The organism is Mesorhizobium sp. B2-5-11, from assembly GCF_006440835.1.
Lineage (GTDB): Bacteria > Pseudomonadota > Alphaproteobacteria > Rhizobiales > Rhizobiaceae > Mesorhizobium.
In genome coordinates this window covers 1-14,345 of the sequence record NZ_VFUK01000012.1, presented here as the reverse complement: position 1 = coordinate 14,345, position 14,345 = coordinate 1, and the positions used below count along the sequence as shown (strand labels likewise).

At 62.5% G+C, this 14,345-nt stretch carries 13 protein-coding genes; 6 read left to right on the top strand and 7 right to left on the bottom strand.

The features are described 5' to 3' along the window. Positions 1-115 precede the first annotated feature (115 nt). Positions 116-1,969, top strand: coding sequence for an AsmA family protein (locus FJ490_RS27290; RefSeq protein ID WP_140650394.1), 1,854 nt, complete (start codon positions 116-118; stop codon positions 1,967-1,969). Between the two features lie 146 nt (positions 1,970-2,115). Here the strand turns inward: FJ490_RS27290 and FJ490_RS27285 are convergent, their stop codons facing one another. The 6 genes from FJ490_RS27285 to FJ490_RS27260 form a co-directional block, all read right to left on the bottom strand. Beyond that, a complete protein-coding gene (locus FJ490_RS27285) occupies positions 2,116-2,934 on the bottom strand; it encodes an ABC transporter permease subunit (protein WP_140513402.1) in 819 nt (272 codons plus the stop codon). Continuing rightward, a complete protein-coding gene (locus FJ490_RS27280; RefSeq protein ID WP_140498523.1) occupies positions 2,931-3,896 on the bottom strand; it encodes an ABC transporter permease subunit in 966 nt (321 codons plus the stop codon). Before FJ490_RS27280 ends, FJ490_RS27285 begins: the two co-directional genes overlap by 4 nt. Positions 3,897-3,905: 9 nt before the next feature. Continuing rightward, positions 3,906-5,048, bottom strand: a complete 1,143-nt coding sequence (locus tag FJ490_RS27275; protein WP_140513400.1) for an ABC transporter ATP-binding protein — start codon at positions 5,046-5,048, stop codon at positions 3,906-3,908. A gap of 78 nt (positions 5,049-5,126) precedes the next feature. Continuing rightward, complete coding sequence (locus tag FJ490_RS27270; protein ID WP_140728616.1) at positions 5,127-6,224, bottom strand: polyamine ABC transporter substrate-binding protein; 1,098 nt, start codon at positions 6,222-6,224, stop codon at positions 5,127-5,129. Between the two features lie 339 nt (positions 6,225-6,563). Then, positions 6,564-7,517, bottom strand: coding sequence for a DMT family transporter (locus FJ490_RS27265; protein ID WP_140525264.1), 954 nt, complete (start codon positions 7,515-7,517; stop codon positions 6,564-6,566). A gap of 139 nt (positions 7,518-7,656) precedes the next feature. Then, positions 7,657-9,102: an XRE family transcriptional regulator gene (locus tag FJ490_RS27260; protein WP_140498527.1), complete on the bottom strand. Its 1,446-nt coding sequence runs from the start codon at positions 9,100-9,102 to the stop codon at positions 7,657-7,659. 235 nt (positions 9,103-9,337) lie between these two features. Between FJ490_RS27260 and aceA the strand changes: the two genes are divergently transcribed. The 3 genes from aceA (at position 9,338) to FJ490_RS27245 (ending at position 11,605) form a co-directional block, all read left to right on the top strand. After that, positions 9,338-10,627 carry an isocitrate lyase gene (gene aceA / locus FJ490_RS27255; protein WP_140498528.1) on the top strand — a complete coding sequence of 430 codons (1,290 nt, stop codon included), beginning with the start codon at positions 9,338-9,340 and terminating at the stop codon, positions 10,625-10,627. A gap of 52 nt (positions 10,628-10,679) precedes the next feature. Next, positions 10,680-10,922: a hypothetical protein gene (locus FJ490_RS27250; protein WP_140728615.1), complete on the top strand. Its 243-nt coding sequence runs from the start codon at positions 10,680-10,682 to the stop codon at positions 10,920-10,922. 239 nt (positions 10,923-11,161) lie between these two features. After that, positions 11,162-11,605 carry a response regulator gene (locus tag FJ490_RS27245; protein ID WP_140728614.1) on the top strand — a complete coding sequence of 148 codons (444 nt, stop codon included), beginning with the start codon at positions 11,162-11,164 and terminating at the stop codon, positions 11,603-11,605. Positions 11,606-11,621: 16 nt separating this feature from the next. Here FJ490_RS27245 and FJ490_RS27240 read toward each other — a convergent pair whose 3' ends face one another. Continuing rightward, the gene (locus tag FJ490_RS27240) at positions 11,622-12,332 is read right to left on the bottom strand and encodes an HAD family hydrolase (protein WP_140728613.1); all 711 of its coding nucleotides are present in this window, start codon (positions 12,330-12,332) and stop codon (positions 11,622-11,624) included. Between the two features lie 140 nt (positions 12,333-12,472). On the opposite strand from FJ490_RS27240, the gene FJ490_RS27235 reads away from it, so the two are divergent. Next, positions 12,473-13,909 carry a glutamine synthetase family protein gene (locus FJ490_RS27235; protein ID WP_181165364.1) on the top strand — a complete coding sequence of 479 codons (1,437 nt, stop codon included), beginning with the start codon at positions 12,473-12,475 and terminating at the stop codon, positions 13,907-13,909. A gap of 30 nt (positions 13,910-13,939) precedes the next feature. Next, entirely contained in the window at positions 13,940-14,308 is a 369-nt protein-coding gene (locus FJ490_RS27230; protein WP_140561378.1) for a four helix bundle protein, read from the top strand. Positions 14,309-14,345 lie beyond the last annotated feature (37 nt).

The following is a 14,345-nucleotide window of genomic DNA, read 5'->3' as shown; positions in this document are numbered from 1 at the left end:
ACGACTAGAAGTCGTAGTGACGACTGGAAGTCGTAGTGACGACTGGAAGTCGTGGTGACGACCGGGTTTACACCCGCCGGACGATTTTTGTCGGAACGAAAGCATACGGGGCGATATGCCATCATCTTTGATCCGACGCGGAACATGGGCGATCGGCGCTGCCGTGATCGTCATCGCGCTGGTGGTCGCCGCCCTGCCGCTGATCGCTTCGACGCGTATCGTGCGCGATCGTATCGCCTGGGAATTGAGCGCCTGGAGCGGTTTCCGGGTTGCCATCGAAGGCTCGCCGCGCATCGAGGTCTGGCCGAACTTCCGGGCGATCCTGACGGATGTGACGCTTTCGAAGTGGACCGACGTCGACGCACCGCCGGTCGTCGAGGCCGAACGGGTCGAGGTCGACCTCTCGGCCATGGCGGCGCTGCGCGGCGACGTGGTGTTTTCCACGGCGCGGCTGGTGCGGCCGACGATCAGGGTCCAGCGCACGGCGAGCGGCCTGTTCCTGCCCACCGCTCCGACCGGCGGCCGCATCGCACGCGCCATCGACGTGGCGCGCGGCGTGGTCGGTGCGGACCCCGCCAAACCCGATCTTGACAAGCTACCGGCCGACACTTTCGGCACGGTGGAGTTCAGGGACGGCCGCATGGTGGCGTCCGTCAACGGCAAGGACGAAGAGGTGCTGAGTAGCCTGAGCGGCCAGGCGACATGGGCGGCGATGAACAGCAATGCGACGCTCTCGGCGACCGGCATCTGGCGCGGCGAAAGCGTCGCCGTGGATGCCGCATCGCCGAAGCCGCTGGTGTTGTTTGCCGGCGGCATGGCGCCGCTCACCCTGTCGTTCAAGGCGGCGCCCGCCACCTTCTCCTTCGACGGCACGGCCAGCATGTCCGAAAACGCCTATTTCGACGGCCAGGCCAAGTTTTCAGCGCCCTCGTTGCGCCGTGTGCTCGAATGGTCGCAGGCCGATATCGCGCCGGGCGCCGCGATCGGCTCCGTCAGCATCTCCAGCAAGGTGACCGCGACGGCGGGGCGCGTCAAATTCGAGAACACCGCACTCTCCCTCGACAATAACCCAGGCATGGGTGCGCTGGACCTGTCGCTTGGCGACGCACAGCCGGTGATCTCCGGCACGCTCGCCTTCGACACGCTCGATCTGAGGTCGTTCCTGTCCGCCTTCACGCCGCTCGGGCCGGCAAGCGGGGCAGGTCCAAGCGAAGTCGACACGAATTTCGCCGACCGGGTCAATCTCGACCTCAGGCTGTCGGCGGCGCACGCCACGGCAGGCTCCATCCAGCTTGCCGACGTCGCCGCCACGGCGCAGGTCAAGGATGGCCTGTCCGTTTTCGACATTTCCGATGCCTCGGCCTTTGGCGGCAACATCCAGAGCAGCCTTCGCTTCGACCGCAAGCCCGAGGGCAGCCAGGTCGAGATCCGGCTGCTGGCTTCCGATATCGATGGCGGCGCTTTCGGCACGGCGGCCGGGATGACGCGGCTGGTGCCGGTCGGCACGGGGACCGTGTCCGTCATCCTCAAAGGGCCCGGCAGGACCTGGGACTCGATCTTTGAAACCGCCGACGGCTCGGTTTCGGCGACGTTCGGGCCAGGCGCGCTCAGCAAGTTCAACCTGCCGGCCTTTCTCAAGCGTACCGAACAGGGCGGCTTCTTCGCGCTCGATGACGTCTCGGACGGGACACTGCCGATCGATGGCGCCGAACTGAAGGCCACCATCTCGAAAGGCGTGGCGAGGCTGGACAAGGCCGAGGCCAATTCGGCGAAGTACAAGATCTGGCTTTCCGGCATCGCCTCCTATGCGGGACGGGGGCTGGCGCTGTCCGGCGGTGTCATCCAGCCGGACCAGGTCGCCACGCAGGCAAACGGCCAGCAAGGCCCCAAGCAATCGTCCTTCTTCGTTGGGGGGACATGGAGCACGCCGTTCATTTCGCCGATCAACCGCGGCGTGTCGGGCGAATAAGCAGTCTTTCGGCCTCTTGTTCAAAGATGATCTCGACAAACGGAACCGTTTGTCCGCGAAAACCGGTGCCCACTTTTCGGGATCATGCTCAGCCTATTCGGGCATGATCTCGCCCGAAAACCGGTGCCCACTTTTCGGGATCATGCTCAGCCGCGTTGGGCGGCCTGCTCGTCGCGCTGGCGCTGGACCTCGCGACGCTTATTGGCAAGCGAAGCGACGATGACGCCGACCGCGACGACCGCGATCAGAATGGTGCAGGCGGCGTTGATCTCCGGCGTCACGCCGAGACGAACCTGGCTGTAGATCTTCATCGGCAGCGTGGTCGCACCCGGCCCCGAGGTGAAGCTGGCGATGACCAGGTCATCGAGCGAGAGCGTGAAGGCAAGCATCCACCCCGACACGATCGCAGGCAGGATGACGGGCAGCGTGATCTGGAAGAACGTCTTGACCGGCGGCGCGCCGAGATCCATCGCCGCCTCCTCCAGCGAGCGGTCGAAGGACACAAGGCGCGACTGCACGACCACGGCGACGAAGCACATCGTCAAGGTGGTGTGTGCGAGTGTGACGGTGAGGAAGCCCCGGTCGAGGCCGACCGCGACGAAGAGCAGCAACAGCGACAGGCCGGTGATGACTTCGGGCATGACCAAAGGCGCGAACACCATGCCGGAGAACAGCACCCTGCCCCGGAAACGCGTGTAGCGTGTCAGCGTCAGCGCCGCCAACGTGCCGAGCACGGTCGCCGCCGTGGCCGAAATGACGCCGACGCGCGCCGTCACCCAGGTGGCGTCCATGAGGCCCTGATTGTGGAACAGCGACACGTACCATTTGGTCGAAAAGCCGCCCCAGACGGTGACCAGCTTGGATTCGTTGAAGGAGAACACGATGAGCAGCACGATCGGCAGATAGAGGAAGGCGAAACCGAGCACGATCGAGGTGATGTTGAAGCGGCTCCAGCTGCTGTTCATTTGTCCTGCTCCTGCGCCTTCGCCTGGGCTTGCTGGAAGATCATGATCGGGACCGTCAGCAACAGCAGCAGGATGACGGCGACGGCTGAAGAGACCGGCCAGTCGCGGTTGGCGAAGAACTCGTTCCACAACGTCTTGCCGATCATCAGCGTCTGCGAACCGCCAAGCAGATCGGGAATGACGAATTCGCCGACCGCCGGAATGAACACCAGCAGGCAGCCGGCGATGACGCCGGGCAATGACAGCGGGAACGTGATCTTCCAGAATGCACTGGTCGGCGGACAACCAAGGTCCTTGGCCGCCTCGATCAGCGAATAATCCATTTTTTCCAGCGACGAATAGAGCGGCAGCACCATGAACGGCAGGTAGGAGTAGACGATGCCGATGAAAATCGCCGTATAGGTGTTGAGGATGACCAGCGGCTGGTTGATCAGATGCAGCGACAGAAGCAACTGATTGAGCAGCCCCTCGGGCTTCAGGATGCCGATCCAGGCATAGACCCGGATCAGGAACGAGGTCCAGAACGGCAGGATGACCAGCATCAGCAAGGTCGGGCGGATCGTCGCCGGCGCGCGGGCCATGCCGTAGGCTATGGGATAGCCGACGATCAGCGTCAGCACGGTCGAGATCGCCGCGATGATCAGGCTGGTGACATAGGCGTTGAAATAGAGCGCGTCCTGCGTCAGCCAGGCATAGTTGTCGAAGTTGAGATCGCGAAAGCCCGCGAAGAAGCCGGAGACGCCATCGCTGAAATCAAGCACCGGCGTATAGGGCGGCATGGCGATCGCCGTCTGCGACAACGAGATCTTGAAGACGATGATGAAGGGGACGAGGAAGAAGAACAGCAGCCAGAGATAGGGAATGAAGATGACGAGACGGTTGACGAAGCCGGCGCCCAGCCGCGCCAGTAACGGTTTTGCCGCGGCCGGTAGGGCGGCGTCGGTGGCGGCGATGTCGGACATGTCAGCCCCCTACCGCGTCAGTACGACGCCGGCATCCGGCCGAAAAGAGACCCAGGCGCGGTCGTTCCAGGTCAGCGGGTCCTCGGTGATGCGCGCCGCGTTCAAGGCGCTTGCCCGCACGAGCTGCCCGTCGTCCAGCCGGACGTGATAGACGGTCATGTCGCCGAGATAGGCGATGTCGTAAACTTCGCCCTCCAGCGCATTGACGCCATCGGCCGGCTTCTTGGACGACACCTTGATCTTCTCCGGCCTGATCGCGAAGACGATATCGGCGCCCGCGGCGGCGGCATTGCCGGCATTCTCGACGAGGATCTGGGCGCCGGTCGCTCCGGTGATGCGCGCCGTCTTGTCCGTCCGTTCGGCAACCTTGCCCTCGAACATGTTCACGTTGCCGACGAAATGCGCGACGAAGCGCGACGCCGGGGCCTCGTAGACTTCCGCCGGCGTCGCGACCTGCATGACCTCGCCCTTGTCCATGATGGCGATACGGTCGGCCATGGTCATGGCCTCTTCCTGGTCGTGGGTGACAACGACGAAGGTGAGGCCGAGTTCCTGCTGAAGGTCCATCAGTTCGAACTGCGTCTCCTCGCGCAGCTTCTTGTCGAGCGCGCCGAGCGGCTCGTCGAGCAGCAGCACCTTCGGCCGCTTGGCGACCGAACGGGCGAGCGCGACACGTTGGCGCTGGCCGCCGGAGAGCTGGTGCGGCTTGCGCTTGGCGAACTGCTCGAGCTTGACCAGCTTGAGCATCTCGGCGACGCGCTTTTCGACGTCTGGCTTGGCCATCCCTTCCTGCTTGAGGCCGAAGGCGATGTTGTTCTCCACAGTCATATGCGGAAACAGGGCATAGGACTGGAACATCATGTTGACCGGCCGGCGATAAGGCGGGATGCCGCGCAGATCCTGGCCGTCGAGCAGGATGCGGCCGGCCGTCGGCTCCTCGAAGCCGGCGAGCATCCTGAGCAGCGTCGATTTTCCGCAACCGGAGGCGCCGAGCAGGGCGAAGAACTCGCGCTCGAATATGGTCAGCGAGAGATTGTTCACGGCGGTGAAGTCGCCGAACTTCTTGGAGACATTGTCGAACTGAATGTATGGCTTGGCGTTCGGATCGTTCCAAGGCGCGAAATCCCTGCGGATGCTGCCAAGCGATTTCATGTGCCCACTCCGCTGCTGTTTTGCCCCATCGAAAAGAAGGAGACCCGGCAGGGTGACTGCCGGGCCTCCTCGGACTGACTACTGACCGGTGACGATTTTGGTCCAGGTGCGCGTGATGACGCGCTGGGTCTTGGGATCGTAGGGCGAGATCGTAAAGAGCTTCTGCAAGGTCGCGGCGTCCGGGTAGACAGCGGGATCCTCCAGAAGCGCCTTGTCGACGAATTGCTGGGAAGCCTTGTTGCCGTTGGCATAGAGCACGGCGTTCGACGATTTGGCGATCACCTCCGGCTTCATCATATAGTTCAGGAACTCATGCGCCTCGGCGACATGCGGCGCATCGGCAGGGATTGCCATCTGGTCGAACCACATTTCGGCGCCTTCCTTCGGCACGGCGTAGCCGATCTCGACGCCCTGCTTGGCCTCCTCGGCGCGGTTGCGCGCCTGGAACACGTCGCCCGACCAGCCAACCGCCAGGCAGATATCGCCATTGGCCAGAGCGTTGATGTATTCGGAGGAATGGAACTTCCTGATGTAGGGCCTGATCTTCATCATCAATTCCTCGGCCTTGGCAAAATCGTCCGGCGACGTGGTCTCAGGATTGATGCCGAGATACTTGAAGGCGGTCGGGAAGATGTCGGTCGGCGAATCCAGCACATAGACGCCGCAATCCTTCAGCTTAGCCAGCTTTTCCGGATTGAAGAACACGTCCCAGCTGTCGATTTTGTCAGTGCCGAGCGCTGCCTGCACCTTCTTGACGTTGTAGCCGAGGCCGACCGTGCCCCACATGTAATTGATTGAATATTCGTTGCCCGGATCGTATTTCGCGGTCCGTTGCGAAACCGTGTCCCACATGTTGGAGAGGTTCGGCAGTTTCGACTTGTCGAGCTTCTGGAACACGCCGGCCTGGATCTGGCGGGCAAGGAAATTGCCGCTCGGCACGACGACGTCATAACCGCTGCCGCCGGCAAGCAATTTGGTTTCCAGGATCTCATTGGAATCGAACGTGTCGTAGACCACCTTGATGCCTGTCTGCTTGGTGAAATCATCGATGACCGTGGGGTCGATATAGTCCGACCAGTTGAAGACATTGACGACGCGGTCCTCGGCGTGGCCGCCGAGCGTAAAGAGCGCCAGAAATGCCGAAGTCGCCGAAAGCCAGAGCGCTTTGCGGATCATGCTATTCTCCTTTGGTGAGTGTTCCATCGCCGGCGCGTCGCGGTATCCGCGCGGCCGGGCATTTGCTTCAGACTATTGAGCTTTCCAGGAGGCGACAAGCGCCAATTGCCGCGCCGCCGGCTGTCGCAAGCGATGCTCGCGCGCCACTGTCCTGGGCTGGAAGGAGTCGCCGCATCGTCAGAAGCTTTCGCCGCCGCGCAGGCAGAAATACTGGGATGTGATCCGGTCTCGATCGGGTCGCCGGGGAGACTTGGCAAGATAAGCCTGTCTTGTTGTTGCCGTGGTCCCAGCCTGCCCGCGCGGCAGCGAACTTGTCAATGGCAAAGCTAGGGCGCCGCATCAATTCGGCGACGGCACGCCGGTGACCCCTGCCCTGACTGGCCGCGTCTGTCGCTTGAACTCCAGTCCGATATGGACGAGCAGCGCCGTGACCACCACCGCGCCGCCGACGATGGTGCGGCCCGACGGCACCTCGGAGTGGATCAGCCACACCCATATCGGCCCGAGGATCGGCTCGAACGTACCCAACAGCGCGGCAACGGCGGCCGGGATCAGCCGCGCGCCGGTGGCGAAGAAGGCGAGGCCAAGACCCAGATTGACCACCCCGAACACGAAGAGAAAACCCATGTCGATGCCCGATACGGCGAAGGTCGAAGCCTGCGAGGCGGCAAAACCCGCCGCCAGGATCGTGCCGAGGCAGGTCGCCGGCGTCATGCGCACGCTGGAAAAGCGCCGGGTGATGACCGTGGCGATCGAGAACATGACGGCGATCAGCAGCGCCAGCCCGTCGCCCATGGGCGAAACGGCGCCATCGAGCGATTCCGACACCATGATGGCGACACCGGCGATGACGGCGGCAATCGCCAGCCAGGTCGCGACCGCCACTCTTTCGCGAAAGAGCGCCCAGGCAAACAGCGCCGCAAGCAGCGGCACGCCGGCCTGCATCAACAGGATGTTGGCGACGGTGGTGTAGGCAAGCGCCACGACAAAAGAGGTCGACGCGGTGGCGAAGCAGAAGCCCACGGCAAGGCCAGGCAGGCCCATGCCGCGAAACGACCTCAGCATGCCGCGCCAGCCGTCACGCCAGACCATGAAGCAGAGCAGGAAGGCGGCCGCCCACACGGAACGCCAGAACACCACCGTCCAGCTGTCGCCGGCGGTGATGAAGCGGGCGATCGTGCCGCCGAAACTCCACATCAATGCCGACAGGAACACGAGCAGGAAGCCGATGCGCTCCTCCCGCTGCGGGACGGTCGATGAACGAGCGATCGGCGATGATGCTGTGTCGGTCATGGGTACGACTGTCGATGTTTGAGAACGGCACAATGCGCAAGGGACGACAAAAACGTACCTCATTCGCGTAACGCAAAGGCGCGTGCCCGGCGTGATCCAGAGACCGCCGGCGATTGTGGCAAGTCCGCCTTGCGAAGCGTCACTGGAAATCGAAGGCGCTCAGGCCTGTCACCATCTCGTCGAGGCCAAGCGGGCGCGTCACCGGCGGCTCGGCGCGCGTCAGGCAGCCGACGCGCTCGCAAAGCCGGCAGGCGGGCCCGACCGGCGTCGCCGCTACCGCGCCAGCTCCGCCTTTTCCGGCCGTCGGGCCGGGAAGTGCCGCACCGTAGACGATGTCGTCGCGAAAGCCGATGTCGCACCCCAGCAGCAGCGCAGTACGGCGCGGCCGCTCGGAGAACGCGCCTTGCGGCCCCTCCAGCGTGCGGGCGATGCAGAGGAACTCGGCGCCGTCGGGCATTTCCACCGCTTCCACGAAAATCTGGCCGGGCTGGCTGAAGGCGACGTGCACGGGAAGCTTGGGACAAGCGCCACCGAAGCGGCTTTGCGGAAAGCCCAGGCTGCCGGCTTTGCGGAAGCGATTGCCGGCATTGTCGATCTCCAGCATGAAGAACGGCACGGCCGAGGCGCCTTGCCGCTGCAGCGTGGTCAGCCGGTTGGCCGCCTGCTCGAAGGAAACGCCGAAGCGCGAGCGCAGCACGTCGATATCGTAGCGGGCACGAACGGCCGCCGCGTGGAAAGCCTGGTAAGGCATCATCAGCGCATGCGCCGCGTAGCGCCCGAGTTCGAACCGCGCGAGGCGGCGGGCCTCATCTGTGGACAGTTTCAACGCCTGGATCTCGCCGGCTATCGCGACGGTCATGCGGATCAGGCATGCCTCCATCGCCATTTCGCGTAACTGGTCGAACGGCGACAGGCGCTCGGACAGGAACAGGCGCTGCGAATGGCGATCGTAGCGGCGGCGCCAGTTCGGCATGGTGGCGACCGGCAGCACCTTGACGACGATGCCGTATTCGCGCTTCAGCCAGCCCTTCAGCGCAGCAGACAAATCATCGCCGGGATCGAGCACCGAAGTGAATGCTTCCGCCTCTTCCTCGATATGCGCAAAATGGTTCGGCCGACGCTCGAAAATCTCATGCACCTCGTCGATCGGCAGGCGGGCGCTGGAAAGCGCCGTCACCCGCCCCTCGCGCGCAAGAAGCTCGTTGAGATCGGACAGGCGCTCGGCCTGTTCGCGATAGGCACGGAACAGTTTTATCACGGCCGCGGAGGCATTGGGCGCGGCTTCGGCAAGCTCGATCAGTTCCTGGTCTCCCGGCAATTCGCCAGCCAGCAGCGGATCGGCAAACACTTCCCTCAAGGCCGCGACAGAGCCGCCCGCTTCGCCCTGCAGCTCATGCGGATCGACCTTGTAGACGGACGCCAGCTTCAGGATCAACTGCACCGTCAGCGGCCGCTGGTTGCGCTCGATCAGGTTGAGATAGGATGGCGAGATGCCGAGGCCTTCGGCCATTGCCGTCTGGGTCAGGCCCTTGGCGTTGCGGATGCGGCGGATACGCGGCCCGGCAAATATCTTCTGGTCGGCCATACGGCTCCTTGACAGGAATTTACATTGCAGTCGCTGCTACGCTTCCATGCGACTTTTTACAATAATTACAAATTTACCTCGCCCGTCTGTCAAACACAATACAGATTTTCCCTTATTCAAGGCCTGATTCTTCGATTTGCATGGCTCTTTTCGCCTCGCACTGTAAATTCAGTCACATCCAAACGCGGCGAGGAATGCCGCCGAGCCGCAAAGAAACAATCCTCCGGAGTAGAGCATGACTGATTTTTACAACCTCGTCCCCTCGGCCCCCGAGGGCCGCTTCGATGGCATCGAACGTCCCTATTCGCCGGAGGATGTGACGCGACTGCGCGGTTCGGTGCAGATCCGCCAGAGCCTGGCGGAAATGGGCGCCAACCGGCTGTGGAAGCTCATCCACGAGGAGGACTTCGTCAACGCGCTCGGCGCCATGTCCGGCAACCAGGCGATGCAGCAGGTGCGCGCCGGGCTGAAGGCGATCTACCTGTCTGGCTGGCAGGTCGCCGCCGACGCCAACACCGCCTCGGCCATGTATCCGGACCAGTCGCTCTACCCGGCCAACGCTGCCCCCGAACTCGTCAAGCGCATCAACCGCACCTTGCAGCGCGCCGACCAGATCGAAACCTCCGAAGGCAAGGGGCTTTCGGTCGATACCTGGTTCGCGCCTGTTGTCGCCGATGCCGAAGCCGGTTTCGGTGGGCCCCTCAACGCTTTCGAGATCATGAAGGCGTTCATCGAGGCAGGTGCCGCCGGCGTCCATTACGAGGATCAATTGGCATCGGAAAAGAAGTGCGGCCATCTCGGCGGCAAGGTGCTGATCCCTACCGCGGCCCACATCCGCAACCTCAATGCCGCACGCCTGGCAGCCGACGTGATGGGCACGCCCACCCTGGTCGTGGCGCGCACGGACGCGGAAGCGGCGAAGCTGCTCACCTCCGACATCGACGAGCGCGACCAGCCCTTCGTCGACTACGACGCCGGCCGCACGGTGGAAGGCTTCTACCAGGTGAGGAACGGTATCGAGCCCTGCATCGCGCGCGCCGTCGCCTACGCTCCCCACGCCGACCTGATCTGGTGCGAAACCTCGAAGCCCGACCTGGCGCAGGCGAGGAGATTTGCCGAGGGCGTGCACAGGCATCACCCCGGCAAGCTGCTGGCCTATAATTGCTCGCCTTCGTTCAACTGGAAGAAGAACCTCGACGACGCCACGATCGCCAGGTTCCAGAAAGAGCTCGGCGCCATGGGCTACAAGTTCCAGTTCATCACGCTGGCCGGTTTCCACCAGCTCAATTACGGCATGTTCGAACTCGCCCGCGGCTACAAGGAGCGGCAGATGGCAGCCTATTCCGAGTTGCAGGAAGCCGAGTTCGCGGCGGAGGCCAACGGCTACACCGCGACCAAGCACCAGCGCGAGGTCGGCACCGGCTATTTCGATGCCGTGTCGATGGCGATCACCGGCGGACGGTCATCGACCACGGCCATGCATGAATCGACCGAGCACGCCCAGTTCAAACCGGCTGCGGAATAGCAAACCAGGGATCTCGGCAAACGCCCAAGGGCATACAGCAAGGAGAAGACCAATGGCATCGATAAGCCGCGTCAAGGAACGGGCCGAAGAGCAGTCGACCACGATGAGCATCGACCAGCAAGCGACGATCCGCATGCTGGCCAACGATCTGCACCGGCTCAACCAGTCGGTGATGAAGGCGGTGGAAGCTGGCGTCTCGGTCGAGCTGGTGCGCTCGGCACGACACCATAGCGGCGACGGCAATTGGGGGGACCTGTTGATCCCGGTCATCGTCACGCAGCAAAGCCATGGCTGATCGAAGATCGCGCAGGCCCGCCTCTCACCTGCGCCGTGTATGCGCAGGTGAATTTTATTTTCATGCAACCAAGGAATGGACAGAGCAGTACAGTACTGTTGCTTGAATTGACTGCTGCGGGAATGCTTTCCCCAGCTTTTTATTTCGGCTTGACAGGGACCGCGATCTCACGCCAATTGTCGCCTGATTTCAACTCTGCATTGAAATGGGACGAGTTTCTTGGCTGACTTGGGTGCCCAGTGAAGCGTGACGACGAAAGCGCGAGACATCCGAATCTGGTGACCCGCGATTCAGCCACGGAGACGATCCGTCAGACCTCGCAGGTGCTCGTTGTCGGCAAGTCGCCGATCAATCGGGTGGTGATTTCCAAGATCGTCGAGCGGTCCGGGCTCAAGCCGATCTCGGAATCACCCGACATGGCGGCGAAGACTTTGCGCTTGCTGGCCCTGGCCGTGATTGTCCTGGACGGCGGCGCCGATAACAGGGACTGCGACACTCTGATGCCCGGCATCGAGATGTTGCGGCGGGCTTCGGGTAAATCGCTCCCTCCCGTGGTACTGCTTTCAACCAAGAACGGCACGCCGGAGAGCCTTGGCCTTTCAAACGTCGTCGACGCGGTGGTGGCCAAACCGATTACGCCCGAGCGCTTGCAGCCGGTGATTGATCGGCTGGTCAACCGCTGAGAGCGGCAAGCAAGCCCTATCCGGCGAGGCTTTCGATCAGTTCGGGCAGTTGTCCGAGATCGGAGATCTGCCGGAAGCGCGGTTCGGCAATCGGCGCTTCGATATGTTCAAGCACCCAGGTCAATTCGTGCGGCACATGAACGCCCCAGCCGCCGGCTTCGATGGCCGGCACCACATCGGATTTCAGCGAATTGCCGACCATCATGCTCCTGGCCGGGCCGTCGCCATGGCGACTGAAAACGCGCGCATAGGTAGCCGCGTTCTTGTCGCTGACGATCTCGATCGCGTCGAACAGATCGCCAAGGCCGGACCCGGCCAGCTTGCGTTCCTGGTCGAACAGATCACCCTTGGTGATCAGCACGAGGCGATAGGCGCCGGCGAGCCGTTCCACCGTCTCGCGCGCATGCGGCAAGACCTCGATCGGGTGGCTCAGCATCTCGCGGCCGGCGCCGAGGATCTCCGATATGACTGAAGCCGGCACGCGAGCTTGCGTGACCTCGATCGCCGTCTCGATCATCGACAGCGTGAATCCCTTGATGCCGAAACCGTAGACGGCAAGATTGCGTCTCTCCGCCTCCAGCAGCCGTGCCGAGATATGTTCCTCTTCGCCGTGATCGGCAAGCATGGCGGCAAAGCGCTTCTCGGTTATGCGGAAGAACTGTTCGTTCTGCCACAGCGTATCGTCGGCATCGAAGCCTATGGTGGTCAGTTCGCCGGTCTTCTGCATCGACGCATCTCATATGTGAACGAGGCTGAACCTAATCTCGCAGCCGCGATTTTCAACCGCAACGGCCAATGCCGGCTGCTCCCCTTCCCTTCGGTCGCCGGGCACAGCTATACTCCTAAATCCGCAACCCAATCTGGTGAATGATGCCGCCTGCAAAAAAGGAAGTCCGTCCGTCGAACCGCGGAGGGCGCGCCCGCACGCCTGCCTTCGTGAAAAACCTGCGTGGTGTGAAGAACTGGAAGGAAGTCAGCGAATGGCTGGAATGGCGCGGCATCGAAGACATCGAATGCATTACACCTGACCAGGCCGGCGTTGCCCGCGGCAAGATGATGCCGTCAAAGAAATTCACCTCCAACACCTCGCTGGCGCTGCCTTCAGCCGTATTCATGACCACCATCTCAGGCGGCTATCCCGAAGACGGCAACGGCTTCCATTATCCGGAGGACGACGGCGACCTCAAGCTCATGCCGGACCTGTCGACGCTGACGGTGGTGCCTTGGGAGGAAGACCCGACGGCGGCCGTCATCTGCGACCTCGTCCACCAGGACGGCCGTTCGGTGGAATTCACGCCGCGCAACGTGTTGAAGCGTGTTCTGGCCGCCTATGACAGGCGCGGGCTGAAACCGGTGGTGGCGCCCGAGATCGAATTCTATCTGGTGCGCAAAAACCCGGATCCGGATTACCCGCTGACGCCGCCCGTCGGCCGTTCGGGGCGGGCGATCGGCGGCGGCGCCGGTTATTCGATCGCCGGCGTCAACGAGTTCGACGAGCTGATCGACGACATCTATCATTTTTCCGAAAGCCAGGGCCTGGAGATCGACACGCTCATCCATGAAGAGGGCGCCGGCCAGCTCGAGATCAATTTGCGCCACGGCGATCCCGTCGAACTCGCCGACCAGGTGTTCATGTTCAAGCGCACTATTCGCGAGGCGGCGCTGAAACACGAAATCTACGCCACCTTCATGGCCAAGCCGATCCAGGGTCAGCCGGGCTCCGCCATGCACATCCATCAGTCGATCATCGACAAGAAGACGGGCAAGAACATCTTCTCGGCCGAGGACGGCTCGGAAACCGAGGACTTCTTCCATTTCATCGGGGGCATGCAGAAGCATGTGCCGAACGCGCTGGTCATGTTTGCGCCCTACGTCAATTCCTACCGCCGGCTGACGCAGTCCGCCTCGGCTCCGGTCAACAACAAATGGGGCTACGATAATCGCACAACGGCATTCCGCGTGCCGCGCTCGGATCCGGCGGCGCGCCGCGTCGAAAACCGCATCCCCTCCTCCGACGCCAATCCCTATCTGGCAATGGCCGCTTCGCTCGCCTGCGGGCTGATCGGCATCACCAACAAGATCAAGGCCGAACCTCCGGTGCTGACCACCGCCAATGCCGACGAGATCGACCTGCCGCGCAGCCTGCTCGAAGCCGTCGACCTGTTCGAGGGCGACGAGGAACTCTGCGCGCTTTTGGGCAAGTCCTTCGCCGCGACCTATGCGGCGATCAAGCGGGCGGAATTCGAGACGTTCATGGAAGTGATCAGTCCTTGGGAGAGGGAGTATTTGTTGCTCAATGTGTAGGGGAGTAGGGGAGTAGGGGAGTAGGGATGAATGGCCGAAAAGACAGGCTCTTACAAGGACTTGCTTGTTTGGCAGCAGGCAATGGATCTTGCTGTGGCAGTTTACAGCTCCACAAAATCATGGCCCAAGGAGGAACTTTATGGATTGACCAGCCAAGTCCGCCGTTCCGCAAGCTCGGTGCCGGCAAATATAGCTGAGGGGTATGGTAGAGAAATTCGAGGATCCTACCAACAGTTTCTTCGCATCGCCCAGGGATCATTGAAGGAGCTGGAAACTCAACTTCTGATCGCTGAGCGGACTGGCATCGCCTCGCAGGCGGCGACAGCGTCGTTGTTGGCCAGCACCGAAAGTGTGGGGAAGCTCTTGCGGCTTTTGATCCGCAAATTGTCCCCGGAATAGCCTACCCTACTCCCCTACTCCCCTACTCCCCTACTCC